At 68.8% G+C, this 26650-nt stretch carries 24 protein-coding genes; 13 read left to right on the top strand and 11 right to left on the bottom strand.

Annotated features, from left to right (window positions below):
• Nucleotides 1-45: 45 nt before the first annotated feature.
• Together G5B46_RS22295 and G5B46_RS22290 are read right to left on the bottom strand one after the other, a co-directional pair.
• Nucleotides 46-2448, bottom strand: a complete 2403-nt coding sequence (locus tag G5B46_RS22295; RefSeq protein ID WP_165262579.1) for a TonB-dependent receptor — start codon at nucleotides 2446-2448, stop codon at nucleotides 46-48.
• A 206-nt stretch (nucleotides 2449-2654) separates the two neighbouring features.
• The gene (locus G5B46_RS22290) at nucleotides 2655-4100 is read right to left on the bottom strand and encodes a S10 family peptidase (protein ID WP_165262659.1); all 1446 of its coding nucleotides are present in this window, start codon (nucleotides 4098-4100) and stop codon (nucleotides 2655-2657) included.
• Between the two features lie 431 nt (nucleotides 4101-4531).
• Here G5B46_RS22290 and lpdA point away from each other — a divergent pair, with 431 nt between their 5' ends.
• On the top strand, nucleotides 4532-5935 hold the full coding sequence (gene lpdA, locus G5B46_RS22285; protein ID WP_165262577.1) for a dihydrolipoyl dehydrogenase: 1404 nt from the start codon (nucleotides 4532-4534) through the stop codon (nucleotides 5933-5935).
• 78 nt (nucleotides 5936-6013) lie between these two features.
• Here the strand turns inward: lpdA and G5B46_RS22280 are convergent, their stop codons facing one another.
• A complete protein-coding gene (locus G5B46_RS22280; RefSeq protein WP_165262575.1) occupies nucleotides 6014-6826 on the bottom strand; it encodes a hypothetical protein in 813 nt (270 codons plus the stop codon).
• Between the two features lie 261 nt (nucleotides 6827-7087).
• On the opposite strand from G5B46_RS22280, the gene G5B46_RS22275 reads away from it, so the two are divergent.
• Nucleotides 7088-7408, top strand: coding sequence for a hypothetical protein (locus G5B46_RS22275; RefSeq protein ID WP_165262573.1), 321 nt, complete (start codon nucleotides 7088-7090; stop codon nucleotides 7406-7408).
• A gap of 119 nt (nucleotides 7409-7527) precedes the next feature.
• Here G5B46_RS22275 and G5B46_RS22270 read toward each other — a convergent pair whose 3' ends face one another.
• Entirely contained in the window at nucleotides 7528-9531 is a 2004-nt protein-coding gene (locus tag G5B46_RS22270) for a methyl-accepting chemotaxis protein (protein WP_165262571.1), read from the bottom strand.
• Nucleotides 9532-9807: 276 nt separating this feature from the next.
• Between G5B46_RS22270 and G5B46_RS22265 the strand changes: the two genes are divergently transcribed.
• Nucleotides 9808-11763: a sulfatase-like hydrolase/transferase gene (locus G5B46_RS22265; protein WP_165262569.1), complete on the top strand. Its 1956-nt coding sequence runs from the start codon at nucleotides 9808-9810 to the stop codon at nucleotides 11761-11763.
• Between the two features lie 77 nt (nucleotides 11764-11840).
• Here the strand turns inward: G5B46_RS22265 and G5B46_RS22260 are convergent, their stop codons facing one another.
• The 5 genes from G5B46_RS22260 to G5B46_RS22240 all read right to left on the bottom strand — a co-directional run bounded on the left by G5B46_RS22260 (nucleotide 11841) and on the right by G5B46_RS22240 (nucleotide 16049).
• Nucleotides 11841-13028, bottom strand: a complete 1188-nt coding sequence (locus G5B46_RS22260) for an acetyl-CoA C-acyltransferase (RefSeq protein WP_165262567.1) — start codon at nucleotides 13026-13028, stop codon at nucleotides 11841-11843.
• A gap of 106 nt (nucleotides 13029-13134) precedes the next feature.
• A complete protein-coding gene (locus G5B46_RS22255; protein WP_165262565.1) occupies nucleotides 13135-13854 on the bottom strand; it encodes a TPM domain-containing protein in 720 nt (239 codons plus the stop codon).
• Nucleotides 13854-14555 (bottom strand): TPM domain-containing protein, encoded by a 702-nt coding sequence (locus tag G5B46_RS22250; RefSeq protein ID WP_165262563.1) that lies wholly within the window; start codon nucleotides 14553-14555, stop codon nucleotides 13854-13856. The genes G5B46_RS22255 and G5B46_RS22250 overlap by 1 nt, the downstream gene beginning before the upstream one ends.
• Complete coding sequence (locus G5B46_RS22245; RefSeq protein ID WP_165262657.1) at nucleotides 14555-15364, bottom strand: TPM domain-containing protein; 810 nt, start codon at nucleotides 15362-15364, stop codon at nucleotides 14555-14557. Before G5B46_RS22245 ends, G5B46_RS22250 begins: the two co-directional genes overlap by 1 nt.
• Nucleotides 15365-15401: 37 nt before the next feature.
• Entirely contained in the window at nucleotides 15402-16049 is a 648-nt protein-coding gene (locus G5B46_RS22240) for a LemA family protein (RefSeq protein WP_165262561.1), read from the bottom strand.
• A gap of 144 nt (nucleotides 16050-16193) precedes the next feature.
• Between G5B46_RS22240 and G5B46_RS22235 the strand changes: the two genes are divergently transcribed.
• The 10 genes from G5B46_RS22235 to G5B46_RS22190 all read left to right on the top strand — a co-directional run bounded on the left by G5B46_RS22235 (nucleotide 16194) and on the right by G5B46_RS22190 (nucleotide 24247).
• On the top strand, nucleotides 16194-16619 hold the full coding sequence (locus G5B46_RS22235; RefSeq protein WP_240903615.1) for a hypothetical protein: 426 nt from the start codon (nucleotides 16194-16196) through the stop codon (nucleotides 16617-16619).
• A gap of 421 nt (nucleotides 16620-17040) precedes the next feature.
• Complete coding sequence (locus G5B46_RS22230) at nucleotides 17041-17361, top strand: hypothetical protein (protein WP_165262559.1); 321 nt, start codon at nucleotides 17041-17043, stop codon at nucleotides 17359-17361.
• A gap of 149 nt (nucleotides 17362-17510) precedes the next feature.
• A complete protein-coding gene (locus G5B46_RS22225; RefSeq protein ID WP_165262557.1) occupies nucleotides 17511-17762 on the top strand; it encodes a hypothetical protein in 252 nt (83 codons plus the stop codon).
• A 218-nt stretch (nucleotides 17763-17980) separates the two neighbouring features.
• Nucleotides 17981-18535 carry a F0F1 ATP synthase subunit delta gene (locus G5B46_RS22220; protein WP_165262555.1) on the top strand — a complete coding sequence of 185 codons (555 nt, stop codon included), beginning with the start codon at nucleotides 17981-17983 and terminating at the stop codon, nucleotides 18533-18535.
• 61 nt (nucleotides 18536-18596) lie between these two features.
• Complete coding sequence (gene atpA / locus G5B46_RS22215; RefSeq protein ID WP_165262553.1) at nucleotides 18597-20129, top strand: F0F1 ATP synthase subunit alpha; 1533 nt, start codon at nucleotides 18597-18599, stop codon at nucleotides 20127-20129.
• Nucleotides 20130-20164: 35 nt separating this feature from the next.
• Complete coding sequence (locus tag G5B46_RS22210) at nucleotides 20165-21040, top strand: F0F1 ATP synthase subunit gamma (protein WP_165262551.1); 876 nt, start codon at nucleotides 20165-20167, stop codon at nucleotides 21038-21040.
• A gap of 52 nt (nucleotides 21041-21092) precedes the next feature.
• A complete protein-coding gene (gene atpD / locus G5B46_RS22205) occupies nucleotides 21093-22715 on the top strand; it encodes a F0F1 ATP synthase subunit beta (RefSeq protein ID WP_165262549.1) in 1623 nt (540 codons plus the stop codon).
• The gene (locus G5B46_RS22200) at nucleotides 22715-22966 is read left to right on the top strand and encodes a hypothetical protein (RefSeq protein WP_165262547.1); all 252 of its coding nucleotides are present in this window, start codon (nucleotides 22715-22717) and stop codon (nucleotides 22964-22966) included. Before atpD ends, G5B46_RS22200 begins: the two co-directional genes overlap by 1 nt.
• Nucleotides 22966-23229 carry an ATP synthase F1 subunit epsilon gene (locus G5B46_RS22195; protein WP_165262545.1) on the top strand — a complete coding sequence of 88 codons (264 nt, stop codon included), beginning with the start codon at nucleotides 22966-22968 and terminating at the stop codon, nucleotides 23227-23229. The genes G5B46_RS22200 and G5B46_RS22195 overlap by 1 nt, the downstream gene beginning before the upstream one ends.
• 331 nt (nucleotides 23230-23560) lie before the next feature.
• Nucleotides 23561-24247 (top strand): hypothetical protein, encoded by a 687-nt coding sequence (locus G5B46_RS22190; protein WP_165262543.1) that lies wholly within the window; start codon nucleotides 23561-23563, stop codon nucleotides 24245-24247.
• 208 nt (nucleotides 24248-24455) lie between these two features.
• On the opposite strand, the gene G5B46_RS22185 is transcribed toward G5B46_RS22190, so the two are convergent.
• Together G5B46_RS22185 and G5B46_RS22180 are read right to left on the bottom strand one after the other, a co-directional pair.
• Complete coding sequence (locus G5B46_RS22185) at nucleotides 24456-25205, bottom strand: alpha/beta hydrolase (RefSeq protein ID WP_165262541.1); 750 nt, start codon at nucleotides 25203-25205, stop codon at nucleotides 24456-24458.
• A gap of 56 nt (nucleotides 25206-25261) precedes the next feature.
• Nucleotides 25262-26629 carry an alpha/beta hydrolase gene (locus G5B46_RS22180; RefSeq protein WP_205691824.1) on the bottom strand — a complete coding sequence of 456 codons (1368 nt, stop codon included), beginning with the start codon at nucleotides 26627-26629 and terminating at the stop codon, nucleotides 25262-25264.
• Nucleotides 26630-26650: the final 21 nt, after the last annotated feature.

Here is a 26650-nt window from a genome sequence, read left to right as displayed (position 1 = left end):
GGCCCCGCGAGAGGCCGCCCCCGATCTTCGCTTCGAGCCTGGCGCCTAGTAGCTGGCGCGCAGGGTGAAGGCGACCGCGCGGGCGTCGCCCGGGGTGCCGACGACCAGGCCCGAATTGCCCGAGACCACGGTGATGTTCTGCAGGTACTCGGCGTCGAAGGCGTTGCGCACCGACACGAAGGCCTCCCAGCCGCTGTCCGACTGGAAGCCGGCGCGCAGGTTGACGATCTCGTAGGCCTTGATGCGGGTGTACTGCGAGTCCGAGCTGTCGGCGTAGTAGGCCGAGCGGAAGCTGGCGTCGACGCCGGCATAGGCCTCGCCGGTCAGGCGGCCGAGCCTGGTCTTGGTGCGGTACTCGGCGCCGGCCGAGCCGGCCCACTTCGACAGGCCCGGCAGCTCCTTGCCCGACAGGTCGCAGGCGGCGGTGGACGTGCCGATCTTCTCCAGCGGGCAGGGGCCGTTCTTGAAGCTGGCGTACTTGCCGTCGGTGTAGGCCAGGTTGCCGTAGAACTTGAAGCCGCCGATCGAGCGGGTCGAGGCGTCCAGCTCGACGCCGCGCACTTCCACCTTCTCGACATTGGCCAGGTAGCCGCGCAGGGCCCCGGGGCCGCTGTCGACGACGTTGGCCTGGAAGTCCTTCACGTCGGTGGCGAAGGCGGCGAGGTTGGCGGTGACCAGGTTCTCGAACCACTGGGTCTTCAGGCCGACGTCGACGGTGGTGACCTTCTCGGGACGGATCACCGCGGCCGCCAGCGAGGGCGTGCCGGCGCTGGTCAGCGGCAGGGCCGTCATGTTGATGCCGCCCGACTTGTTGCCGCTGGAGACGGTGGCGTAGGCGTTGACGTCCTTGGTCAGCTTGTAGACCACGGCGATCTGGCCCGACCACGCGCCGTCGTCGGTCTTGGCGGTGAAGTTCTGCGGCCGGGCGATGCCCAGGCGGCGGTTGAGCAGCACGGTGTCGGTGGTGACCGAGCCGCCCGTGGTGGTCTGGATGTAGGTCCCGTCCTTCTTTTCCTGGGTGTAGCGAACGCCGGGCGTGACGCTGAGGCGATCGTTGACCTTCCAGGTCAGCTGGCCGAAGGCGGCGTAGCTGGTGGTGTCGATCGTGCTGTCGTTGAACACCGTGTAGCCCTCGAGCAGCGAGGCCGGGGTGTTGGTGGCGGGCAGCAGCCAGTAGGAGGCGTCCGAGCCGTACTCGGTGACGCCGTGGGTCGTGACGTTCTGGTCGAAGTAATAAAGGCCGGCCGTCCAGTCGATCGGGCCGCCGCCGTTGTTGGACAGGCGGAACTCCTGGCTGAACTGCTTCTGGTGCGAGGGGTTGTTGGAGCGGCGGGTGACGTCCAGCGCGGTGTAGTCGCGGTCGTTGCGCGGCTCCCAGTCCCATTCGCGGTGGGCGGTGACCGAGGTCAGGGTGACCGGGCCGAAGTCGTAGTCGGCGACGGCCGACAGGCCGTTGACCCACTGGTCGGCCTGGATCGGGTCGTCGATGTCGGAGATGCGGTCGTAGGGGTTCTTGCTGGCGACCGTGTAGTTCTTGCCGGCGGCCAGGGCCGCGTACTGCTGGGCGACGGGCTTCAGGGTCGTGCCGACGGTGACATAGACCTGGGTGCAGCACTCGGGCTGCTGGACGGCGTAGTCGCCGTAGACCCTGACCGTCAGCTTGTCATTGGGCGTGAACTTCAGCTGGCCGCGATAGCCGGTGCTGGCCCGGGCGTTCTGGTAGCTGTTGCTCTTGGGATTGTAGAGGTCGCCGTCGCGCCAGGTGCCGACGAACGACAGGCGGGCGGCCAGCTTGTCGTTGATCAGGCCGCCGGCGACCGTGGCCTTGAACTGGCGGAAATTGAGGCTGCCGTAGCTGGCCTCGACGTCGGCCTCGAAGTCCTGGGTGGCGTCCAGGGTGGTGATGTTCAGCGCGCCGGCGGTGGTGTTCTTGCCGAACAGCGTGCCCTGCGGGCCGCGCAGCACCTCGATCTGGCGGATGTCGATGAAGTCGAGCGTCGCGGCGCCCGGACGCGAGTTGTAGACTTGGTCGACATAGATGCCGACGCCCTGCTCAAGGCCGTCGTTGGCCAGGCCGTAGGAGGCGCCGAGGCCGCGGATGGTCAGGGCGGTGTTGCGCGGGTTGGGCGACAGCACCTGCAGGGTCGGAACCAGCTGGGTCAGGGCGACGATGCTGTTGACGCCGGTCTGGGTCAGGGTCTCGGCCGAGGTCACCGTCAGGGCGATCGGCACCTCCTGGGCGCTTTCCTCGCGGCGGCGGGCGGTGACGAAGATCTGCCCGACCAGGCTGGCGTCGTCGTTGGCGGCGGGGTCGGCCGCCGGATCGGCCGGGGGGGCGGCGAGCGGCGCGGCGGGCGCCTCGGCCGCCAGGGCCAGGCCCGCGGTGGTGGACAGAAGCGCGCCCAGCAGGGCGGCGCGGCCGAGCCGCTTGGCCGAAAGTGCGATCATCAGAGAGCCCCCTCAATTCGAGATAACGCCATTCGGCGATTGGGCTGCGGTGATATCTACCTATTCCTATCGGTGAAATGGAGAATGGCTCCGCGACCGGCCAGTTTTTCTACGAGGCGGGATGCGGGCCTGCTCGCGGAGCGGACAGGCAAAAGGCCGCCCCGGTTTCCCGGGACGGCCCTGCGAAGTCTCTGAAAGTCGACGACCTAGTTGGCGCCGTACAGCTTCTTGACGTCGGCGCGGAAGGCCGCGCCGCTGTCGGGGCGGCTGTAGAACATGTGGCCGCCGGGATAGTTCGACAGCGTCACGCGGCCGTTGGCCGTGGCCGGCATGGCGTCGACCACCAGGCGCGAGGCGAAGAACGGGCACGACAGGTCGTTGTAGCCGTGGACGATCAGCACCTTAAGCTTCGGGTCGACCGAGACCGACTTGCGCAGGTCGGTCACCGACTCGGTGTCGGGGCCGCGGCCGCGATCCCAGGCCTGGTTCACCTCGCCCGACAGCGCGTCGTAGCGACCCTCGACCTTCCAGCCGACGGTGCGGGTGGTGAAGTCGACGATGGCGCTGGTGGTCGGCGCGATGATCGAGTCGAGGATCGGGTCGTTGATTTCCTGCTCGGGGGCGAACGGGAAGGGGTCCAGCGAGGTGACGTTGCTGTCGTAGCGGCTGCCCAGGCGGCCGGTCTGGCGGAACACCTCGCGCAGGAACGACTGGGTCTCCAGACGCCCGCCGGCGCGGCGCACATAGGTCGGGTCAAGGCCGGTCATGGCCGAGACCTTGGTGGTCAGGCGATCCAGCGCGGCCGGGTCGCTGCCCTTCATCAGGTCGACCATGTATTCGCCGCGGGTGTAGTCCTCGACCTCCTTGATGGCGGCCGGGGTCAGCTTGCCGTCGCGCTCAAGCTTGGCGGCGGCGATCGACGGCAGGGTCCACATCGACGGCAGGGGCGAGATTTCCTGGGCGGTGCGGCCGGCGCTCGACAGCAGCGGCGAGACGAGAACCAGGCCGTTGATCCCGACGCCGTAGTCGGTCTGCAGGGTGTAGGTCAGGCGCGGGCCGCGGAAGCCGCCGTAGCTTTCGCCGACGATGTACTTGGGCGACTGCAGGCGCTCGTTCTTGACCAGCCAGTCGAAGACGATGCGCGACAGGTAGTCGATGTCCTGCTTGACGCCGTAGAAGCGCTTCTTGGTCTCTTCGGGCGTCGTCAGGCTGCGCGAGAAGCCGGTGCCGACGGCGTCGATGAACACCATGTCGGTGAAGTCCATCCAGCTGGCCGGATTGTCCTGCAGGCGGGTGGGGGCCGAGGGGCTGTCGCCCTCGGCGCCGAACTGCACGCGCTTGGGACCCAGCGCGAAGTTCAGATAGACCGAGGCCGCGCCGGGGCCGCCGTTGAAGCCGAAGGTCACCGGACGGTTTGGATCGCGCGGGCCGTCCAGCGTGTAGGCGGTGAACACCACCTCGGCGATCTTCTTGCCCTTCTCGTCGCGCACCGGCAGCGAGCCGACGGTGGCGGTGTAGGACAGCGTCTTGCCGGCCAGGACGGTGGTCTGCTTGACCGACTTGTCGGCCGGGAAGGCCGGCAGTTCGGCGGCCGGGGCCTTTTCAGGCGCGGGCTTGGCTTCCTGGGCCATGACGTTTCCGCCGGCCATCATGCCGATCGCGAGGGCCGCCCCCGCGGTCCACGACTTCCAAGTGCTGAGCAATGTCGCCTCCCGAGCGCCGCCCGGTTCGACCTGAACCGGGGCGCCTTGCCGTCTTGAATTTGGAGCGCGCGCGGCATGGCGGGCTCCGGTGAAGGACGAAATGGCTAGAGCATGGCCAAGCTGTCGGCAAGGACGACGCGGAAAAGTGGGCGGGCGGCAAGAACGTGCCCGCCGGCCGAGCAGGGCGCGCCTGTGCAAGACGCGGGCTGCAAGGCGGAATTTCCCTTTCTGGATCACGCATAAGGGCGAAAAACGGGTTCCGTTTTGTCCCCCGCCGCACTAGGAGTAGCCCCGCCTCGGCAAGGCCTGCCAAAGCGTCTTGCCGACACCATATTCTGTCCGGCGCCGTTCCTGGCGCGTTGCTGCAAGGCGAAGATCCCATGGCCCAATACGACGTCGTCATCATCGGGGGCGGCCCCGGCGGCTACAACGCGGCGACCCGCGCCGGCCAGCTGGGCCTGAAGACGGCCATTGTCGAAGGTCGCGGCAAGCTCGGCGGCACCTGCCTGAACGTCGGCTGCATGCCCTCGAAGGCCCTGCTGCACGCCTCGGAATACTATGAAGCCGCCGCCGGCGGCGAGTTCGCCAAGCTCGGCATCGAAGTGAAGCCGAAGCTGAACCTCGACCAGATGATGGCCCAGAAGGCCGAGAGCGTCGAAGCCCTGACCAAGGGCGTCGAGTTCATCATGAAGAAGAACAAGGTCGAGTACGTGAAGGGCTGGGGCCGCATCGACGGGCCGGGCAAGGTCGTCGTGAAGGCCGAAGACGGCAGCGAACGCATCCTCGAGACCAAGAACATCGTCATCGCCACGGGTTCGGAGCCCACCCCGCTGCCGGGCGTGACCATCGACAACGCCGGCCGCATCGTCGACTCGACGGGCGCCCTGTCGCTGCCGTCGGTTCCCAAGAGCCTGATCGTGGTCGGCGCCGGCGTCATCGGCCTGGAGCTGGGTTCGGTGTGGCGTCGCCTCGGCGCCGAAGTCACCGTCGTCGAGTACCTGGACCGCATCGTCCCGGGCACCGACACCGAAGTTGCCACCGCCTTCCAGAAGATCCTCACCAAGCAGGGCTTCAAGTTCAAGCTGGGCGCCAAGGTCACCGGCGCGGCCGACAAGGGCAAGCAGGCCGAACTGACGCTCGAGCCGGTCGCCGGCGGTCCCGCCGAGACCCTGCAGGCCGACTACGTGCTGGTGGCCATCGGCCGTCGCCCGTTCACGCAAGGCCTTGGCCTGGAAACCGTGGGCATCACCCCCGACAAGCGCGGGATCATCGCCAACGACCACTACAAGACCGGCGTCGACGGCATCTGGGTGATCGGGGACGTGACCTCGGGTCCGATGCTGGCCCACAAGGCCGAGGACGAGGCCGTGGCCTGCATCGAGCTGATCGCGGGCAAGGCCGGCCACGTGAACTACGACATCATCCCGGGCGTCATCTACACCAAGCCGGAAGTCGCCACCGTCGGTAAGACGGAAGACGAGCTGAAGGCCGCGGGCGTCGCCTACAAGGTCGGCAAGTTCCCGTTCCTGGCCAACAGCCGCGCCAAGATCAACCACGAGACCGACGGCTTCGTGAAGGTGCTGGCCGACGCCAAGACCGACCGCATCCTGGGCGCCCACGCCGTGGGTCCCAACGTCGGCGACATGATCGCCGAGATCTGCGTGGCCATGGAGTTCGGCGGTTCGTCGGAAGACGTCGCCCGCACCTGCCACCCGCACCCGACCCGCTCGGAAGCCCTGCGCCAGGCGGCCATGGGCGTCGAAGGCTGGACGATGCAGGCCTAAGGACGGGGCAGGCCTAACGGGCCGCACATCGTCCTGGAGATCGGAAAGCCCCGCCGGCGACGGCGGGGCTTTTTTCGTTCAGCCGACGGCCTCGGCGGTGACTGAAAGCGGCAGCGGCGGGGCGTCGAGCATGCGGGTGTACAGCATGCCGACGCTGGCGTTGCCCTTCGTCAGCGGCGGCATGTGGTCGCCCTGGTAGCCGGTGATGTATTGGCTGACGCCGCTCCAGTCCAAGCCGGCGGGCATGTGCTTGTTGCTGAAGTAGACGGCGACCTCGACGTTGACCCTGAGCGGCTCCGACGAGTGCGGACGGCGCACCAGCACCTGACCCAGCAGGGGCGTCGCGCCCTGCGCCTCCAGCGACTTCGCCGCGATGATGTACTCCCAGGAGCCGGCGGCGCTGCCGTTCACGCCCGAGAGGTTGAGGACCTCGAGGCTGGCGATCGAGCTGGTGGTGGTGTTGGTAATCGTCTGCGAGCTGCCGATCGAGACGCTGGGGCCCGACGGCGAGAAACCGATGCTGCCGTTGAAGGTGTAGCTGATGCTGTCGGTGTAGGTCGTCGTGGTCACCGTCGTGTCGGGCGAGCTGAGGACCAATTCCACGGGCGGCGGCGGTTCGTTGGGCGTGATGAAATCGATGTTGAGGCTGTAGCCGGCGGGCGGGCGGTTGCCCTGGTTGACGCCCAGCGAGCTCTGGCCGACCAGTTCGATCAGGAAGTAGTCGTAGACGTCGGTGCTGTGCGACTGCTGGACCGACATCGACTTGCCCATGACGGAGATCTCGGAGTTCCAGACCCCGACCTGGGCGTTGCCTACCCAGGTGTCGCTCAGAACGTAGCTGATGGCGGCGATGTCGGCGAAAAGGTTGTCGGTCGTGGTCCCGGTCGTCATTGGCGTTTCCCCCAGTGCATGGCGTGGTCAGTGAATGGCGCGGATCGGCGAGCGGCCAGCGTGTGCCGCCCTTCTGATCAATCTCAAATTGCGCCACGGCCTTGGCGACGCAACAGCATCGGCTGGGGACGGCTCAGTTTGAGACGCCTGGTCGAAGTCAGGCCGAACGCATCGCGTCTCGCCGTCACCCGATCCGGTAAGTTGAAGACGCATCCAGGCAATCGGACGTAGAGTGGCGGAGTTCGGCAACGGAGACCCGCCATGCTCTTGTCCACCCTGCTGCTGGCCGTCGCGGTGCAGGCGGCGCCCGTCGATCGGGTCTACACCCTGCCGGAAACGTCTGGCCCCGCGCTCCAGGCCGACGCCCCGCCGCCGCCCGCCCGCATCGAGGACGGCCGCGTGATCCGGCCCGCCAAGCCGGGCTGCCCCCTGAGCAAGGTCACGCCCGCCGACGACGCCAAGGGCGAAGATCGCGCCCGCCCGCTCTCCAAGGAACCCCGCTCGGGCCTGCGCTACGCCGTGATGCGCAGCGTCGATGGCTGCCCGGTGGATGCGCCGATGGCGGTCAGAGACGTCAAGTAGCCCTTCTGCCGTCGGGGGAGAAGGAAGCCTCCTGGCAAACAAAAACCCCGCCGGCTTTCACCGGCGGGGTCTTCAGTTCAGGGAGGATACGCCCCCGATACGCGGGGCGCGTTACGCGATCAGAATTCTTCCCAGTCGTCGCTGCTGGCGGCCGGGGCCGACGAGGCGAAGGCGGCGAGCTTGGCCTGGGCCGAGCGGACCGGATTGACGCCCGGGCGGCTGTCGGCGCCGGCCAGCGACACGGCCGGCTTGGCGGCGGCGGGCGCCGGACGCGAGACCGGCGGCGGCGCGGCGCGGCGGGTCGAACCGCCGCCGGCGGAGACGCGGCGGGCTTCGGCGCCCGAGACCTGGAAGCGCGAGATCATCTGCATCAGGCCGTTGGCCTCGCCCTTGAGCGAGTGGCTGGCGGCCGTCGACTGCTCGACCATGGCGGCGTTCTGCTGGACGGTCTGGTCCATCTGGTTGACGGCGGCGTTGACCTGGTTGAGGCCGGTGGCCTGCTCCTGGCCCGAGGCCGCGATCTCGCTGACCAGGGCGTCGATCTCGCCGACCTTGCTGACGATGGCCTGCAGGGCCTCGCCGGTCTGGCCGACCATCGACACGCCCTGATTGACCTGCTGGCTCGAGGTAGAGATCAGGGTCTTGATCTCCTTGGCGGCTTCCGCCGAGCGCTGGGCCAGGGCCCGCACTTCCTGGGCGACGACCGCGAAGCCCTTGCCGGCGTCGCCGGCGCGCGCGGCTTCGACGCCGGCGTTCAGGGCCAGAAGGTTGGTCTGGAAGGCGATCTCGTCGATCACGCCGATGATCTGGCTGATCTCGGTCGAGGACTTCTCGATCTGCTGCATGGCGTCGACCGCGCCCTTGACGACGACGCTGGAGCGTTCGGCGTCGGTGCGGGTCGAGCTGACCACGCGCGAGGCTTCCTGGGCGCCGGCCGAGCTGCGGCGGACGGTGGCGGTGATCTCGTCGAGGGCCGCGGCGGTCTCTTCCAGGCTGGCGGCCTGCTGCTCGCTGCGGCGCGACAGGTCGTCGGCGGCCGAGGCGATCTCGTCGCTGCCGGCGCCGATGCCGTTGGCGGCGTGGACGATGGTGCGCATCGCCTCTTCCATCTGGGCGATGGCGCCGTTGAAGTCGGACTGCAGGCGCTTGTAGTCGGCCGGGAAGTCGGCGTCGACGCGGTAGGTCAGGTCGCCCTCGGCCAGGCGGTTCAGGCCGGTGGCGATCTCTTCCATGACGAAGGCCTGCTCCTTGGCGGCGGCTTCGCGGACCTGCTCGTTACGGCGGCGCTCGGCCTCGGTCTCGGCGGCGGCGCGCTGCTGGGCGGCCTCGGCGGTGCGCAGGGCCAGGGCGTTGTCCTTGAACACCTGGACCGAGCGGGCCATGGCGCCGACTTCGTCGCGGCGCTGGGCGCCGTTGACGTCGACGTCCACCGAGCCCTGGGCCAGGATCTCCATGGTCTTGGACAGCTGCACCAGCGGGCGCGAGATCTTGCTGCGGCCGATCCACACGGCGAAGACCATGGCGGCGGCGGCCGAAATCAGGCCGAACAGCAGGCTGACGATGATGCCGGCCTGGGCGTCCTTGCTGGCCTTGGCGACGATGGCCTTGGTGTCGTTGGTGTGCTTGTCGGTCCAGTCCGACACGTCCTTGGTCAGCGCGGTGATGTCCGGATCGATCACGGCCATGACCATGATGCCGGCCTCGTTGGCGTCCTGCAGGCCCAGGTCAGCGCCCTGACGGCCGCTGTCGTAGACCTTCTTGAAGCGGTTGCGGAAGCCGGCCACGTCCTTGGCGGTCGAGGGGTCGGCCTTGACCACGGCGTCGAGGCGCTCGTTGCCGCTCTTCAGCGCGTCGTCGATTTCCTGCGAGGCCTGCTTGGCCGCGTCGGACGCGCCTTCGTTGGCCACGGTGCGGTAGGCGGCGTAGCCGATGCTGGCGACGCGGCGGTTGAAGCGGGCCATTTCCAGCTCGGCCGGGGCGCGCTGCTGCACGATGGTCGAGGTGGTGGCTTCCAGCTTCTTCTGCTGCCACACGCCCATGCCGACGCACGCGACGGCGACGACCGCCAGCACGATGGCAGGCAGCATCACCTTGGTGGCGATCTTCAGATCGTCGAGCTTCATCAGGACTGTCCCGCTTTCAGCGTCCTCTCGTGCGCACCGAGCGCGGCGGAGGTGTTTCATCTTTGGATCCACAAAGCAGGGCGCGCGGTAAAAGCGTGGTTAAGCGCGGCGTTTTCGCCAACCCGCGCGACTCCTTGTCGCAGGGTGAACGACGGTTTCTCGGTTCGGCGAGACATCAGCGAAAGCGCCGTTCTGTGAAGGCGAGCACAGTCCTGTCACAACTTCGGCGTCAGCTTCCCGACATTCGGGCCGTCACGTGTCCGAGGGGAGGCCGACATGACCACGCGACCCAACATCCTGCTGATCACCTGCGACCAGTATCGCTTTCCGCGCTTCTGCTACGGCGCCGCTCACGGCCTGGCCGAGGGTCTGAAGGACGTGCTGGGCTTCCAGCCGCTGAAGCCGGGCAACGACTACATCCAGCACTTCCCGGGGCTTGCGGCCCTGCGCGACAACGCCGTGCTGCTGGCCAACCACACCATCGCCGCCAGCGCCTGCACGCCCAGCCGCACGGTGATCTACACCGGCCAGTACGGCACGCGCACCGGCGTCACCCAGACCGACGGCCTGTTCAAGAGCGGGGACTCGCCGAACTTCCCGTGGCTGGCGCAGGACGGCATCCCGACCCTGGGCGACTGGATGCGGCAGGCCGGCTACACCACCCACTACTTCGGCAAGTGGCACGTCAGCGACCCGGCTCGCCACACGCTCGAGGACTACGGCTTCGACGACTGGGAAGAAAGCTGGCCCGAGCCGCACGGGGCGGCGATCAACAACCTGGGCCTCTATCGCGACGCCGGCTTTTCCGACACCGCCTGCGCCTTCATCCGCCGCCAGGCCCTGGCGGTGAACTACGACCGCGCCGTCGCCACCGCCCAGTCGCACGACCCCTACGCCTCGGGTCCCGATCCGGCGGACCTGAAGCCGTGGTTCGCGGTGGCCTCGTTCACCAACCCCCACGACATCGCCACCTATCCGGCCGTGATCGGCCAGGCCCTGCCCAAGCCCGACGACAGCGGCGTGCAGGGTATCTTCCAGCCGCTGACCGTGCCGCTGCAGGGCCAGCGCACCCCGCCGCCGACGGCGGGCACGGCGACCATCCCGCTCAATCCCGGCGGTTTCGACCCGGACTGCGGTCACGTGCCGCCGACCTGGGACGAGGACCTGTCGACCAAGCCCTCGGCCCAGCACGACTACGCCTGGAAGATGGGCCTGGCGCTGAACGCCAAGACCGGTTTCAACGTCGCGCGCGGCATGGGGATCACCGATACCGACAAGGCCCTGGAGGCGGCGGCCGACATCGCCCTGCAGGGGCCGATCCCGTTCCAGCTGACCAGCGACCCGCGCGGCGGGGTCAAGGCTTTCGTCCAGCTCTATGGTTGGCTGCACAGCGTGGTCGACGTGCACATCGCCGCGGTGCTGGAGACGCTGGAGGCCACGGGCCAGGCCGACAACACCATCGTCGTCTTCCTCACCGACCACGGCGAGATGGCCGGCGCCCACGGCATGATGCTGGAGAAGTGGCACACCGCCTATCAGGAGGTGCTGCACGTGCCGGTGGTCGTGCGCTTCCCGCCGGGCCTCGCGCCCCAAGGCCTGCCCGACGGGGTCCCACTGGCCAAGGAGGCCCTGACCAGCCACGCCGACATTGTGCCGACCATCCTTGGCCTGGCCGGGGTGGGCGAGGCCGAGCGCGACGCCATCGCTTCCGTGCTGGCCAAGACCCGGCCGACGCCGCCGCTGCCGGGCGCCAACCTCGCGCCGCTGATCCGCGGCGAGACCGACCGGGTGATCGAGCCCGACGGCAACGAGCGTCTGGGCGTGCTGTTCATCACCGACGACGAGATCACCGCCCCCTCGCCGCCGCTGAACAACCCGCACAACACCAAGTGCGAGAAGGAGTACGCGGTGTTCGACGCGGCGGTGGAGAAGGTGCGCAAGGGCAACCCCGCGCGGCCGCCGGTCGATATCGCTCCCGGCTCGGTGCGCCAGCCCAACCACGTGCGTTCGGTGCGCACCCTGACCCACAAGCTGACCCGCTATTTCGACCCGTCGGGCCGCGTTGGCCAGGAGTGGGAGATGTACGACCTGGTCGCCGACCCCAACGAGACGACCAACCTCGTCCATGTGCAGGCCGACCCGCCCAAGGCGCGGCTAGACCCGGCGCTGCAGCCGCAGGTCGACCGCCTGGCGGCCCTGCTGGCGGCGCTGGAGGCGCGCGACCTCAGCTGAGGACGCCCCGAAACGACATCACCCCGGAGGCGGACCTCCGGGGTGATTGAGCTCTCTTCTCTATGTTCCGATCGAGATCAGAAGATCTCGAACAGGCCGGCGGCGCCCATGCCGCCGCCGATGCACATGGTCACGACGCCCAGCTTGGCCTTGCGGCGCTTGCCTTCCAGCAAGAGGTGGCCGGCGCAGCGGGCGCCGGTCATGCCGAAGGGGTGGCCGATGGCGATTGAGCCGCCGTTGACGTTGTACTTCTCGGGATCGATGCCCAGGCGGTCGCGGCTGTAGAGGCACTGGCTGGCGAAGGCCTCGTTCAGCTCCCAGATGTCGATGTCGTCGACCTTCAGGCCGTGGCGTTCCAGCAGGCGCGGCACGGCGAACACGGGGCCGATGCCCATCTCGTCGGGCTCGCAGCCGGCGATGGCGAAGCCCTTGAACAGGCCCAGCGGTTCGAGGTTGCGGCGGGCGGCCTCCTTGGCCTCCATCACCACCACGGCGGCCGCGCCGTCCGACAGCTGGCTGGCGTTGCCGGCGGTGATGAAGTTGCCCGGACCCTTGACCGGCTCCAGCTTGGCCAGGCCTTCGAGGGTGGTTTCAGGACGGTTGCACTCGTCCTTGGTGACGACGTAGTCGACCAGGCTCTCTTCCTTGGTCTCCTTGTTGACCACCTTCATCTTGGTGGCCATCGGCACGATCTCGTCGGCGAACAGGCCGGCGGCCTGGGCGGCGGCGATCCGCTGCTGGCTGCGCAGCGAGTATTCGTCCTGGTACTCGCGGCTGATCCCGTAGCGCTTGGCGACGATGTCGGCGGTGTCGATCATCGCCATCCACAGGGCCGGCTTTTCCTTCATCAGCTTGTCTTCGGTGATGTGGAAGCGGTTCATGTGGCCGCCGCCCTGCACCAGCGAGATCGACTCCACGCCGCCGCCGATCGCCACCGGCGCGCCGTCGTTGCGCACGTAGTTGGCTGCGGTCGCGATGGCCTGCAGGCCCGACGAGCAGAAGCGGTTGACGGTCTGGCCCGAGGTGGTGACCGGCAAGCCGGCCCAGATGGCGGCGTTGCGGGCCACGTTCATGCCGGTGGCGCCTTCGGGACCGCCGCAGCCCAGCACCACGTCCTCCACTTCCGGGCCGTCGAGGCCGGCGCGGCTGACCGCGTGCTGGATGGCGTGGCCGGCCATGGCCGCGCCGTGGGTGTTGTTGAAGCCGCCGCGATTGGACTTGGCCAGGCCCGTCCGGGCGTAGGAGACGATGACCGCTTCGCGCATGGCGCTTCTTCCCTGTTTAAACGTTAGTTTGAATTGCCGGCACCGTAGGCCGGAAATTCGCCGGGGGGAAGATCACGTAAGCGTAAGGCGCCGCGCGGGCTCGGCCTCAGTAGCGGCCCCATTGGATTCCGGCCTTGTGCTTGCGCCGCAGGTGGGGCGGCAGCCGGGCCTCGATGCGGTTCAGCCAGATCCCGCCGCCGATCAACAATAGCAGGCAGGCCGCGATGACGCCGGCGCCGACGCCGCTGGCCGCCTCGTCCTCGTTGACGCGGGCCTGGAGGCGTTCGTCGGCGGCCTGGGACAGGCGGCGAGCTTCCTCGTCGGGCAGGGACAGCTGGCTCAGCGCGGCGTCGGCGCCGGCCAGCACGGCCCCGGTGGCGTCGGCCTGGCTCACGAGCCCGTCACCCACCCTCTTGCGATGGACGGCGTCGAGCAGTTCGGCCCCCACGCCCTCGCCGAACACGTCCGCCAGGTCGTGGCCGACGACGATCGCTTCGCCGCCGTTGTGGGCGCCGATCACCAGGATGACGCCGTTGGCCTTGTCCGCCGGCGAGATCGCCCAACTCCGCTCCAGAAAGTCGGCATGGTCTTCGATCGAGAAGCGGCCGGGATGGCCCAGCACCACGACGGCCAGCCGGCGGCCGGTGCGCCGTTCCAGGTCGGCGATGCGATGCTTGAGGTCATCGGCCTGTTGAGGCGACAGGACCTCCACCTGCTGGACGAGCGATCCGTTCCAGGTTTCGAAGCGAACGTCGTCTGCGGCATGGGCGCGCGACGCCAGGCTCAGGACCGCGACGGCGGCCAGGGCGAGAAAAGGTCGGATCATCAGTTCAGTATGGTCGGGGCGTCAGGCAGTTCGTTGCGGTTGTCGCCGCCCGTGCGCGGCGCGTGCTCGGCCAGGATCGCGCCGGCGCGGCCGACGGCGGCGACGAAGCCGTCGGCGGTCCGGCCGGCCTTCAGGCCCGCCACGAGGTCGGCGACGACGCCGGACCAGGCGTCCTTGGGGGCCAGGCCGTGGACGCCCTCGTCGGCCAGCACCTCGACGCGATGCTCGGCCAGGGCGGCGAAGATCAGCACGCCGGTGCGGCCTTGCGTGGCGCGCAGGTCGCTGGACAGGAAGTAGTCCATGGCCGCTCGCCGCACCCGTTCGGCCGGGCTCTCGCCGGTGGGCAGCCGGGCCCGCAGCGGCGGGATCGACAGCACGGCCGCCGCCAGGGCGAACACGGCCGCCTGCAGGGTCAGATAGACCAGCAGGGCCGACAGGATCGCGCCGTCCTGGGCGGCTGCGTGGCCGACGCTCCAGCCGCCGAACAGGCGGGTCAGCCACTCGGGCCGCAGGCCGGCCAGCAGGCCGAAGGCCGGCAGCAGCAGGGCCGCGCCCGCCGCCCACGCCAGGACGGGAGCGGGGCGGTCGGGCTCGATGCGCGGCGCGATCACGCAGCGGATCTCGCCGATCGTGCCGGCCTCGGCGGCGCGCACGGCGTCGGCGATCCGCAATTGGTCGGGGCGGGAAAGAATGTCGTTCATCACCAGCTCCCCGAGGATCCGCCGCCGCCGAACGAGCCGCCGCCGCCGGAGAATCCGCCGCCACCGCCGCCGCTGCTCCAGCCGCCGCCTCCGCCGCGGTTGCTGCTGGTCAGGGCGTTGATCAGGATCCAGGGCAGGGCCTCGCCCACCGCCGAACCCAGGCCGCTGCGGCGATAGCGGCGACGGCCGAACATCGCCCGCAGGATCATGACGGCCACGATGAAGACGATGAAGATCGCCACCACCGGCACGCCGCCGCTATCGTCCTGTCGCTCCGCATCCGCCGCCTGGGCGACCTGGGCCCTGGCCTCGCCGTCGGGCAGCGACAGCTGCTTCACCAGGGCGTCGGTCCCGGCGACGATGCCGCCTTCCATGTCGCCGGCCTTGAAGCGCGGCAGGATGGCGCTCTGGATGATGACGCTGGACAGGGCGTCGGTCAGCACCGGCTCCAGGCCGTAGCCGACCTCGATGCGGACCTTGCGCTCGCTGGGCGCGACGATCAGCAGGGCGCCGGTGTTCCTGTCCTTCTCGCCGATCCCCCAGGCGCGGCCCAGCTGGTAGCCGTAGTCCTCGATCTCGTAGCCCTGCAGGCTGGACAGGGTGGCGACCACCAGCTGGCGGCCGGTCTGCTTCTCCAGCGTCGCCAGCTCGTCGGCCAGCTTCTGCTCGGCCGCCGGCGACAGGATGCCGGCCTGGTCGACGACCCGGCCGCTCAGCGGCGGAAAGGTCGGGGCGGCGAAGGCGGCGGCGGCGAGAAGCAGGACGACGAGAAAGGCCAGGGGAGCGGCCAGCCAGCGCCTCCCCCGCATGCGGGGGAGGCGCTGGGCCGAGGCGAGGTTCGTCACCCTAATGCGCCGGCGCCGGCTGGGCCGGGGCGGCGGGCGCGGCCGGGGCGTCGAAGCTGACGGTCGGGGCGGTCTGGGCCGCGGCCGAGGCCTCGAACAGCTGGGCGGGCTTCTGGCCGCCATAGACGGTCTTGGCCCAGAGGATGGTCGGGAAGGTGCGCAGGCTCGTGTTGTAGACCCGCGCGGTCTCGTTGTAGTCGCGCCGCGCGATCGTGATGCGGTTCTCGGTGCCTTCCAGCTGGCTCTGCAGGGCCAGGAAGTTCTGGTTCGACTTCAGGTCCGGATACTGCTCCTGGATCACCATCAGGCGGCCCAGCACGCCGGTCAGCTGGTCCTGGGCGGCGGCGTACTTCTGGAAGGCGGCCGGGTCGGTGATGGTCGAGGCGTCGACCTTGACCTGGGTGGCGCTGGCGCGAGCGGCCGTGACCGAGGTCAGGACGTCCTTTTCCTGGGCCGCGTAGCCCTTCACGGTGGCCACCAGGTTGGGGATCAGGTCGGACCGGCGCTGATACTGGTTCTGCACCTCGGCCCAGGCGGCCTTGGTCTTCTCGTCCTGGGTGGGGATGGTGTTGATCCCGCAGCCGGCCAGGGTCACGGCCAGGGCGGCGGAGGCAAGGGCCAGGCGGGCCGGCGAACGCAGCTGCGACATGAAGGCTCCCTCGTGGGGCGGCCCGCGGCCGCCGATCGCATTTATATGGCCCCGTCTCCGGCTCTCGTCATCCGCGTATCGGATTAACTCGCGTCCATCCGGGGCTTAACTTCCTTTTGAGGAGACGGGCGCAGGATCGCCGCCATGATCCTGATGGTCGCCTTCGCCCTGGTGGGAGCCCTGCTCGGGCTCTTCTGGCGCCCCCGCTTCCTGGGGGTGGTCATCGCCGTGGTCTTGGCCGCCGTCATCCAGGGCGTGGCCGCCTGGTCGCTGCAGATCCTGTCCGAGCAGGTCAATCGCGAGCATATTCTGGTCCAGCTGCACGCCGTCTTCGGCGAGACCGCCATCGACTTCGCCGGGCCGGTGCTGGCCGCCGCCGTCGGCGCGGTGTTCGCCGCCCTGCTGGGCGGCCTGACCGACGCCCGCCGCCCGCCCGTGGTGGTCACCGCCGACGGCATCCGCCGCCAAGCCGGCAAGGACGGCCGTTTCGCCCGCATGGACGGCATGGTCCAGGATCGGGCCATCCACGCCAAGGCCGAGAGCCGGATCGACTCCATCCTGGGGCTGTAGAGCGCCGAGCGCGCTCTCTTCTCCGCCCGTCATTCTTTTCTTCCCGTCATTCCCGCCCTCGTGGCGGGAACCCCTCTGTCAGCCGCAAGGACGGGAGGGGCGGCGCGCCGAGCACGCCGTTGGCGCTTCACGTGCGAGCGGAGCCAGGGTTTCCCGCCACAAGGGCGGGAAAGACGGGATATCGGGGGCCTCTCGGTCGTCCCCACACCCCCAAAAATCTCAGTTTCGAAAAAATATGCGCACGCGAACGAAAATCGGCTTGCGCGATTTCTGAACGCTGATATCTAAGCAGTGCTTAGTTCGGTTTCGCGACGCCGGTGGGGATAACTGGCGTCCACATCCCACGGGACCGACCGGCCAGTACAGCTTAAGCCGCGATCATCGATCTTTCCATCATCCCCGAAGCTGGAGGGCTTTTCCCATGAAGCTCCGCGCCCTGGCGGCTGTCGCCGCCCTGTCCGTTTCCGCGCTCGTCGCCGCGCCCGCCCTGGCCGATGGCCGCCTGGCGGTCACCCTCGAAAAACCCGTCTCCGCCAAGACCAAGATCGTCGCCGGCGGCGCGGTCTTCGTCTGCGAGGACGCCGCCTGCGTGGCCACCTCGGCCCCGTCGCGGGCCCTCAGCGTCGCTTCGTGCAAGGCGCTGGCGAAAGAAGCCGGCCGCGTCTCGGCCTTCGGCGGCGACGCCAAGGCCCTGGCCGCCGAAGAGCTGGAGCGCTGCAACGCTTCGGCCAAGGCGGCCTGATCCCGCTCTATTCGTAAGCGTACCCGGAGACGTCTTTCTCTCTGGCTGTTTCCTCGACCATTCGCCTGATGGGGCGGCGGATCGCTTCCGCCGCCCTTTTTCTTTGTCCTGTCTTTCGTCTTCGTCCGCGCAGGGATTAGATCGTCGCCATGACCCAGCCGCTGACCGTCCAACTCGAAGACGCCCTGCGACAGGCCGCCGGCGCCGACGCCGCGCCGGTGTCGGTGACGATCGACTATGCAGGCCGGGGCAGGGCAGGCCAGGGCGGCGCGGGCCTTTCGGCGCGCGGCTGGATCGAGCGGGCCACTCGCAGCCTGGTGTTCGCCCAGGCCGAGGCGCGCGCCGCCGACGGGACCCTGGCCGGGGCGGCCTCGGGCGTGTTCCGCCGCGTCAACGTCTGACGGATAAACACATTTTTTCGCGAACTTGGCCGAACACGATCACCTCGGCTTGGTTGCGACTGCGAACACCCCGTGTTATCAGGCGCCGGGCTTCGGGAAGGGCAGCGTGAATGCGCGGGCCGCCCGTGCGCTTTTCTCAAGCGCGATCAAGTCTTTAAGCCGGGGAGAGGGGGGAGCTTCTCTTCCGCGGCGATTGCAACGCACACCGGGCGGAACAAGTGGCGGACGAAACCAAGGCGACGGATGCGGGTCAGCGTTATGCGCAGTCCCTGTTCGAACTGACGATCGAAGGCGGCAACCTGGCGAAGGTCGAAAGCGACCTGAAATCGCTGAAGGGCATGATCGCCGATAGCGCCGACCTGCGCCGCCTGCTGGATTCCCCCGCGTTCTCGGCCGAGGACAAGGCCAAGGGCCTGACCGCCGTCGCCGTGAAGGCCGGTTTCGACCTGCTGACCGCCAAGTTCCTGGGCCTGATCGCCACCAACGGCCGCGCGGTCGAACTGGTCGGCGCGATCAACGCCTTCGTGGCCCTGTCGGCCAAGCACCGCGGCGTGGTCGCCGCCGAGGTCACCTCGGCCGCCCCGCTGAGCGCCGCCCAGCTGAAGGCCGTCACGGCCGCCGTGTCGAGCGCGCTCGGCCAGACCCCCGAAATCTCGACCCGCGTCGACCCGTCCATCCTGGGCGGCGTCAAGGTGCGCGTCGGTTCCCGACTGTTCGACGCTTCGGTTCGTTCGAAGCTCGATTCCCTGAAATTCGCCCTCAAGCGCGCCTAAGCGTATAACCGCGCAAAAACGTACGTACGCAGAGAGCCTCAAGAAAGAGCCCGACCCAGCCATGGATATCCGCGCCGCCGAAATCTCGGCCATCCTCAAGTCGCAGATCGCCAACTTCGGCGAGGAAGCCGCCGTCTCGGACGTCGGTCAGGTCCTGTCGGTGGGTGACGGCATCGCCCGCATCTACGGTCTGGACAACGTCCAGGCCGGTGAAATGGTCGAGTTCCCCAAGGCCGGCGTGAAGGGCATGGCCCTGAACCTCGAGCGCGACAACGTCGGCGCCGTGATCTTCGGCGCTGACGCCGAGATCAAGGAAGGCGACGAAGTCCGCCGCCTCGGCGAGATCGTCGACGTGCCGGTCGGCAAGGGCCTGCTGGGCCGCGTCGTCAACCCGCTGGGCGAGCCGATCGACGGCAAGGGCCCGATCCAGTACACCGAGCGTCGCCGCGTCGACGTGAAGGCCCCGGGCATCATCCCGCGCAAGTCGGTGCACGAGCCCGTGCAGACCGGCCTGAAGTCGATCGACACCCTGATCCCGGTCGGCCGCGGCCAGCGCGAGCTGATCATCGGTGACCGTCAGACCGGCAAGACCGCCGTCGCCGTCGACACCATCCTGAACCAGAAGGCCGCCAACGCCGGCAAGGACGAGAGCGCCAAGCTCTACTGCGTCTACGTCGCCATCGGCCAGAAGCGTTCGACCGTCGCCCAGATCGTCAAGACGCTCGAAGAGCAAGGCGCCCTGGAATACACCATCGTCGTGGTGGCCTCGGCCTCGGAGCCGGCCCCGCTGCAGTACCTGGCCCCGTTCGCCGGCTGCGCCATGGGCGAGTGGTTCCGCGACAACGGCCTGCACGGCCTGATCATCTATGACGACCTTTCCAAGCAGGCCGTCGCCTACCGTCAGATGTCGCTGCTGCTGCGTCGTCCGCCGGGCCGCGAAGCCTATCCGGGCGACGTGTTCTACCTGCACTCGCGCCTGCTGGAACGCGCCGCCAAGCTGAACGAAGACAACGGTTCGGGCTCGCTGACGGCTCTGCCGATCATCGAAACCCAGGCCAACGACGTGTCGGCCTACATCCCGACCAACGTGATCTCGATCACCGACGGCCAGATCTTCCTGGAAACCGACCTGTTCTACCAGGGCATCCGCCCGGCCGTGAACGTCGGCATCTCGGTGTCGCGCGTCGGTTCGTCGGCCCAGATCAAGGCCATGAAGCAAGTCGCCGGCGCGATTAAGGGCGAGCTCGCCCAGTATCGCGAAATGGCCGCCTTCGCGAAGTTCGGCTCGGACCTGGACGCTTCGACCCAGAAGCTGCTGGCCCGCGGCGAGCGTCTGACCGAGCTGCTGAAGCAGCCGCAATACGCGCCGCTGTCGGTCGAAGAGCAGGTCTGCGTGATCTACGCCGGCACCCGCGGCTATCTCGACAAGATCCCGACCTCGTCGGTGCGTCGCTTCGAGACCGAGTTCCTGGCCCGCCTGCACAGCGCCCATCAGGACCTGCTGACCGGCATCGCCACCAAGAAGGCCCTCGACAAGGACCTGGAAGCGTCGCTGAAGAGCGCGCTCGACAGCTTCTCGTCGACCTTCGCCTAAGCCCCCTCGGAACCGCTCGGAGAGAGTAGCGCCGAATGGCCAGCTTGAAGGAAATGCGCAATCGGATCTCGAGCGTCAAAGCGACGCAAAAGATCACGAAGGCGATGCAGATGGTGGCGGCTGCCAAGCTGCGCCGGAGCCAGGACGCGGCGGAAGCCGCCCGTCCGTACGCCCGGCGTCTGGCAAGCGTCATCGCCAACCTCGCGACCGGCGTGTCGGGCGACGGCGCTCCGGCGCTGCTGGCCGGCACCGGCCGGGACGATCGTCACCTGGTGGTGGTGGCCGCGGCCGACCGCGGCCTCGCCGGCGGCTTCACCTCGTCGATCGTGCGCGCGGCCCGCGCCCACATCGACGGGCTGATCGCCCAGGGCAAGGACGTGAAGATCGTCTGCGTCGGCAAGAAGGTGACCGCCCAGCTGAAGCGCCCGTACGGCGACAAGGTGGTGGATAACTTCGACCTGTCGTCCTACCGCCAGCTGACGCTGTCGGTGGCCCAGCCGATCGCCGACGTCGTCACCAAGCTCTACGAAGCCGGTGAGACCGACGTCGTCACCCTGTTCTACAGCCGCTTCAAGTCGGTGGTGCAGCAGGTCCCGACCGCGCTGCAGCTGATCCCGGCCGTGGTCGAGGGCGGCGAGCCCGCGTCCGGTCCGGCCGCGGTCTACGAGTACGAACCCTCGGAAGAGGCCATCCTCGAGACCCTGCTGCCGCGCAACCTGACGGTCCAGATTCTGTCGGCGCTGCTCGACAACATGGCCGGCTTCTACGCCAGCCAGATGACGGCGATGGACAACGCCACGCGGAACGCGGGCGACATGATCAAGCGCTATACCCTCGAGTACAACCGTTCCCGCCAGGCCCAGATCACCAAGGAGCTGATCGAGATCATCTCCGGCGCCGAAGCCGTCTGATCTAGCCTAACGCCAAAAACGCACGCAGAGACGCACGAAAGACCCGCACGCCATGGCCAAGACCCCTGCTAAGGCTCCCGAAGCCGCCGCTGAAAAGCCGGCCGCCGCCAAGAAGCCCGCCGCCACGAAGGCCGCCGCCGCCCCGGCCGCTGCTGCTGCTCCCAAGGCTCCGGCCGCCAAGAAGCCGGCCGCCCCGAAGGCCGCCGCTGCTCCGAAGGCCGCTGCTCCCGTCGCCGGCGAAGCCACCGGCAAGCTGGTGCAGATCATCGGCGCCGTCGTCGACATCGAGTTCACCGGCGCCCTGCCGGCCATCCTGAACGCCGTCGAGACCACCAACCAGGCCACCGGCCAGCGTCTGGTGTTCGAAGTCGCCCAGCACCTGGGCCAGAACACCGTCCGCGCCATCGCCATGGACGCCACCGAAGGTCTGGTCCGCGGCCAGCCCGTGCGTGACACCGGCGAAGCCATCCGCGTTCCGGTCGGTCCGGGCACGCTGGGCCGCATCATGAACGTCATCGGCGAGCCGATCGACGAGCAGGGCCCGATCCAGTCGGACCTGTCGCGCCCGATCCACCGCGACGCCCCGACCTTCGCCGAGCAGACCAACACCGCTGAAGTGCTGGTCACGGGCATCAAGGTCATCGACCTGATGTGCCCCTACACCAAGGGCGGCAAGATCGGCCTGTTCGGCGGCGCCGGCGTCGGCAAGACCGTGACGATGCAGGAACTGATCAACAACATCGCCAAGGCTTACGGCGGTTACTCGGTTCTGGCCGGCGTGGGCGAACGCACCCGCGAAGGCAACGACCTCTATCACGAGATGATCGAGTCGAACGTCAACGTCGACCCGAAGGCCAACAACGGCTCGACCGAAGGCTCGCGCTGCGCCCTGGTCTATGGCCAGATGAACGAACCGCCGGGCGCCCGCGCCCGCGTCGCCCTGACCGGCCTGTCGATCGCGGAATACTTCCGTGACGAAGAAGGCAAGGACGTGCTGCTGTTCGTCGACAACATCTTCCGCTTCACCCAAGCCGGCGCCGAAGTGTCGGCTCTGCTGGGCCGCATCCCGTCGGCCGTGGGCTACCAGCCCACCCTGGCCACCGAGATGGGCAACCTGCAGGAGCGCATCACCTCGACCAACAAGGGTTCGATCACCTCGGTCCAGGCCATCTACGTTCCCGCCGACGACCTGACCGACCCGGCCCCGGCCGCTTCGTTCGCCCACCTGGACGCCACCACCGTTCTGTCGCGCGACATCGCCGCCCAGGCCATCTTCCCGGCCGTCGACCCGCTGGACTCGACCTCGCGGATCATGGACCCGCTGGTCATCGGTGAAGAGCACTACACCGTGGCTCGCCGCGTCCAGGAAGTCCTGCAGCAGTACAAGGCCCTGAAGGACATCATCGCCATCCTGGGCATGGACGAGCTGTCGGAAGAGGACAAGCTGATCGTTTCGCGCGCTCGCAAGATCTCGCGCTTCCTGAGCCAGCCGTTCCACGTCGCCGAGCAGTTCACCAACACCCCGGGCGCCTTCGTCGAGCTGAAGGACACCATCCGCTCGTTCAAGGGCATCGTGGACGGCGAGTACGACCACCTGCCGGAAGCCGCCTTCTACATGGTCGGCCCGATCGAGGAGGCCGTCGCCAAGGCTGAAAAGCTGGCGGCGGACGCCTGATGAACGAGGAAGACGGCGATCTCGGCCACTTCTGCTGCGAGGAGCTGGAGGACGCGGTGTCTTCGGACGCCGAGGCCTCCCTCATCGAGCACGACAGCGGCCTGATCCTGTTGAACCTGGGTCAGCGGGAAGCCGATGGTGAGACGGGCACGGTCCTGACCACCATCCGCTTCTGCCCGTTCTGCGGCACCGAGATCCAGACCGACGAAGACATCGAAGCGGCCCTGGGCGCCGTGGAGACCTACGACTGATGGCCAAGCTGCACTTCTCCCTCGTCGCGCCCGAGCGCGAACTGTTCTCGGCCGATGTCGACCAGGTCGACGCGCCGGGCGCGGAAGGCGATTTCGGCGTCCTGCCGAACCACGCCCCGTTCATGACCACGCTGCGCGAGGGCCGGGTGACGGTGCGCGACGGCTCGACCGTCAAGCTGTTCGACATCCAGGGCGGTTTTGCGGACGTCGGTCCCGACGGCTTCACGATCCTGGCCGAACACGCCGTGGAAGTGGCCTCGTAAGAGCCGCTTCTCTCGGAAGATTTGAGAGCGCCCTCGCCGGAAACGGCGGGGGCGTTTTTGTTTGTTCCCTCTCCCCTTGTGGGAGAGGGTGGCCTTGCCAAGCAAGGTCGGGTGAGGGGTCTCTCAGACCTCTCCGGACAAGCCTTTGGACCCCTCATCCGACGACCTTCGGCCGCCACCTTCTCCCGCAAGGGGAGAAGGATCGAAGCTCTCGATCGAAAAAATTACGTTTGTGACCCCATCCCCGCCGTAATCGGCCACCATAAGGGTTGCGAGGGAACGCTTGTCGGTTTTAATGCCGACCTCCAAGTCTCTAGGGGATATCCGACCTATGCGCCTTGCGCTCGCCAGCCTGATCGCCCTCGGCGTCGTTTCGACCGCCGTCGCCCAGGAGCAACCCGCTCCCGCCGCCGCCCCGGCTCCCGCCCCGGCCGCCGCGCCCGTTGATCAGGCCGCGCCTGCCGATCAAGCCGCGCCCGTCGTCCCGGCGCCCGCCGCCGGCACCCCGGAAGCCGCCGCCGCCGCGGCCGCTCCGGAAGCGGTGCGTCCGCCGCCGCCGACCGATCCGGTCTCGGTGAAGATCCTCAGCGTCCTCGACACCATCTGCAAGCCGGCCGTCGTCGGCGGCGACTTCAACGCCCTGGCCAAGGCCGCGGGCTTCAAGAAGAAGAAGGACCTGTGGACCCTGGACCTGGGCAAGCCCTACCAGATCGTCCTCGACAACCCGGGTTCGAACAAGAACGTCTGCACCCTGAACGTCCAGCACGCCCAGGGTCCGGACCAGGCCCAGCACCTGGCCACCGCCCTGCACGACTGGGCGACCTGGGAGAACAGCCCGCAGCTGAAGCTGATCCGCAACGACCAGCTGGTCACCGACGTCAAGCGCCTGACCGTGACCTGGGACAACAACGCCGCCGGCGGCAAGGCCGGTCTGGTCTACGTCCGCATCAAGAAGCTGGACGACAGCTCGGTCGGCAAGAACTTCGAACAAGCCCAGATCCTCTACACCACCCAGTGATGGTCAGAGGCTCGTCGAGCTGAAACGCGAAAGGCGCGGAGGGTGACCTCCGCGCCTTTTTCTTTGGAACCTCCCCCTCTGGGGGAGGCGGCCGAAGGCCGGAGGGGGGACGTTTTCAGCTTTCGCGGCGGCGGATCAGTTTTGCGACACGCCCCCCCATCGATCGCTGCGCGATCGCCTCCCCCCCCTGGGGGAGGTTCCTTGTGGATCAAGCCGCCGCCCGGTCCTCCGCAGCGATGAAGTCCAGGCACAGCGCCGCCACGGCTTCCCAGCCCGGCTCGCCGGGCAGCCAGTGGCTCATCTCGGGGAACTCGTGGAACGCCCCGCCCAGGCGGGCGGCGGTCTGGCGGACGGTGGCGGGGGGATGGACGACGTCCTGGCCGCCGGCGATGGCCAGCACCGGGGCCTTCACCGGGCCAGGGCTGGTGGTCATGAAGGGATCCAGCCACCAGTTCAGCGTCTCCCACAGCGCGCGGCCGCTTTCCGAGGTCATGCGGGCGTAGAGCGCCCGGCGCTTTTCGCGCGGCAGGCGGTCGAGGCTGTAGCGGCGCACGACGCCGTAGTCGGGCGCGATGGCCTGCAGCCAGTAGGGGCCCAGCGTATAGAGGCTGACGGCCGAGACCGCTTCTTCCAGGCTCGCGCCATGCACGCCCCAGGGCGGGGAGGGGGCCAGCAGGATCAGGCGCTCCACCGGCGCGCGGCCGGCGGCCAGCTGGGCCACCAACCCGCCCATGGAGTGGCCGATCAGGATCGGCGGCCGCTCGCACGTGCGGATCAGGCGGGCGATCTCGCGGGCGTAGTCGCTCATCGACAGGCCGACGACCGAGCCGCCGGGTCCGCGCCCCGGCAGGTCGGGCGTGAGCACCTTATGACCGGCGGCCTCGAACGGCTCTCGGAAGCTGTCGAACGTCCAGCCGCCGCAGAAGGCGCCGTGGACCATGATCACCGGAGCCTTCACGCCCGCCTCTTAGGTCAACTCCGCTCGTGTGACTGATACGAGCGTTTCAATGGAGCCTACACGCTCTTCTTGCCGCGTGGCGAAGTTTTGGCGGGCGTCGTTGTCGCAGGCTTGGGTTTGGATGCGGGCTTGGCGGCGGCCTTGGGCTTGGCAGGGGCCTTGGCGGTCGGGGCTTTGGCTTCCGTCGTCGGCTTGGCGGCCTTGGTTTTCGGGGGCTTGGCTACAGGGGCGGCCTCGGGCGCGGCCTTGGCTTTCGCGGGGGCCTTCGCCGGAGCTTTCGCAGCGGTCTTGGCCGGTTCCGGCGCGGGCGCGGGCTTTGCGACCGCCTTGGCCTTTGGAGCGGCCTTGGCGGGGGTCTTGGCCGGTTTCGCGGCCGGAACGGGCGGGGTTTCCGCGGGAGGCGCCGCCTTGGCCTTGGCGGCCGCCGCCTTGGCAGGAGCCTTCGGCTTGGGCGCGGCCTTCGCCGCCGGCTTGGCGGCCGGTTCGGCGACGACGGCCTTGGCCTTGCTCGGCGTCTTGGCCTTGGCGGGCGCCCGGGGCTTGGGCGCCGGCTCCACGGCCGGCGCGGCCGCCGGTTCGGGCGCTGCGGCGACCGGAGCCGGGGCGGGTTCGGGCTTGGCCTTGGGCGGGGCGGCCGAGGCCGGACCCAGGCCCTTTTCCGACAACCAGGACTGCACCGCGCCCAGCAGGGCCTCGCTGCCCGGCTCGTCGATCAGCCAGTGGGCGTGGTCGGGATACTCGCGATAGTCGGCCCCGGCGTACTTGCGGCCGACCAGGCGGACGTCCTCGACGGGCGTGGTGCGATCGCGCGCGCCGGCCAGCACCAGCACCGGCACGGTCACCTTGGCGGCGTCGACATGCACGGTGCGCGAGGGATCGCGGTCGGGATAGGCCAGGTCCTGCAGCACCCGGCCCGAGTCGTAGACGGCCGTGGCGTAGAGGGCGTCGTGGCGGGCGGCCGGCACGGCGTTGACGACGCCGAACTTGAAGCCGGTCTTCCACATTTTCACCGGCTTGGGCGCGCCGCCCTGGGTCAGCACGGCGTTGAGGAAGGTGATGATCGGCGACAGCTTGGGCTTGCCGCGCGCGTCGGCCGGCGAGGCCGGCGCGAACAGCACGATGCCCGAGGCCAGGCCGCTTTCGGCCAGCTTCTGGGCGATCAGCCCGCCCATGGAGTGACCGAAGACGATCGGCTTCACCCCGTCGCGGGCGGCGGTCACGGCGGCCGCCGCGCTCAGCTCGGCGACATAGTCGGCCAGGGACAGGCCGGCCAGGTCGGGCGAGGGCGGCCCCGCCGTGCGCAGGGCGGGCCGGATGGTCGGCGTTTCGACCGCGTAGCCCGCCTTGCGGAAGGTATCGGCCACCGGCGCCCAGCTGTCGCCGGTCATGCCATAGCCGTGGATCATCAGGATGGTTCTGCTCAAGCCCGCGCCTCCGAACCCCAT

The organism is Caulobacter sp. 602-2 (assembly GCF_011043625.1).
Lineage (GTDB): Bacteria > Pseudomonadota > Alphaproteobacteria > Caulobacterales > Caulobacteraceae > Caulobacter.
Note: the sequence above shows the minus strand (reverse complement) of the source record. Positions and strands in the feature narration are given on the sequence as shown.

Bases quoted from the DNA above. Each gene is read 5' to 3' on its own strand.
- G5B46_RS22255 (WP_165262565.1), bottom strand. From the start codon at position 13,854: ATGATCCGACCTTTTCTCGCCCTGGCCGCCGTCGCGGTCCTGAGCCTG.
- G5B46_RS22190 (WP_165262543.1), top strand. From the start codon at position 23,561: ATGCGCCTTGCGCTCGCCAGCCTGATCGCCCTCGGCGTCGTTTCGACC.
- G5B46_RS22210 (WP_165262551.1), top strand. From the start codon at position 20,165: ATGGCCAGCTTGAAGGAAATGCGCAATCGGATCTCGAGCGTCAAAGCG.
- G5B46_RS22200 (WP_165262547.1), top strand. From the start codon at position 22,715: ATGAACGAGGAAGACGGCGATCTCGGCCACTTCTGCTGCGAGGAGCTG.
- G5B46_RS22240 (WP_165262561.1), bottom strand. From the start codon at position 16,049: ATGTCGCAGCTGCGTTCGCCGGCCCGCCTGGCCCTTGCCTCCGCCGCC.
- atpA (WP_165262553.1), top strand. From the start codon at position 18,597: ATGGATATCCGCGCCGCCGAAATCTCGGCCATCCTCAAGTCGCAGATC.
- G5B46_RS22250 (WP_165262563.1), bottom strand. From the start codon at position 14,555: ATGAACGACATTCTTTCCCGCCCCGACCAATTGCGGATCGCCGACGCC.
- G5B46_RS22290 (WP_165262659.1), bottom strand. From the start codon at position 4,100: ATGATGGCCGGCGGAAACGTCATGGCCCAGGAAGCCAAGCCCGCGCCT.
- G5B46_RS22230 (WP_165262559.1), top strand. From the start codon at position 17,041: ATGAAGCTCCGCGCCCTGGCGGCTGTCGCCGCCCTGTCCGTTTCCGCG.
- G5B46_RS22265 (WP_165262569.1), top strand. From the start codon at position 9,808: ATGACCACGCGACCCAACATCCTGCTGATCACCTGCGACCAGTATCGC.
- G5B46_RS22260 (WP_165262567.1), bottom strand. From the start codon at position 13,028: ATGCGCGAAGCGGTCATCGTCTCCTACGCCCGGACGGGCCTGGCCAAG.
- lpdA (WP_165262577.1), top strand. From the start codon at position 4,532: ATGGCCCAATACGACGTCGTCATCATCGGGGGCGGCCCCGGCGGCTAC.
- G5B46_RS22225 (WP_165262557.1), top strand. From the start codon at position 17,511: ATGACCCAGCCGCTGACCGTCCAACTCGAAGACGCCCTGCGACAGGCC.
- G5B46_RS22270 (WP_165262571.1), bottom strand. From the start codon at position 9,531: ATGAAGCTCGACGATCTGAAGATCGCCACCAAGGTGATGCTGCCTGCC.
- G5B46_RS22235 (WP_240903615.1), top strand. From the start codon at position 16,194: ATGATCCTGATGGTCGCCTTCGCCCTGGTGGGAGCCCTGCTCGGGCTC.
- atpD (WP_165262549.1), top strand. From the start codon at position 21,093: ATGGCCAAGACCCCTGCTAAGGCTCCCGAAGCCGCCGCTGAAAAGCCG.
- G5B46_RS22275 (WP_165262573.1), top strand. From the start codon at position 7,088: ATGCTCTTGTCCACCCTGCTGCTGGCCGTCGCGGTGCAGGCGGCGCCC.
- G5B46_RS22295 (WP_165262579.1), bottom strand. From the start codon at position 2,448: ATGATCGCACTTTCGGCCAAGCGGCTCGGCCGCGCCGCCCTGCTGGGC.
- G5B46_RS22280 (WP_165262575.1), bottom strand. From the start codon at position 6,826: ATGACGACCGGGACCACGACCGACAACCTTTTCGCCGACATCGCCGCC.
- G5B46_RS22195 (WP_165262545.1), top strand. From the start codon at position 22,966: ATGGCCAAGCTGCACTTCTCCCTCGTCGCGCCCGAGCGCGAACTGTTC.
- G5B46_RS22245 (WP_165262657.1), bottom strand. From the start codon at position 15,364: ATGCGGGGGAGGCGCTGGCTGGCCGCTCCCCTGGCCTTTCTCGTCGTC.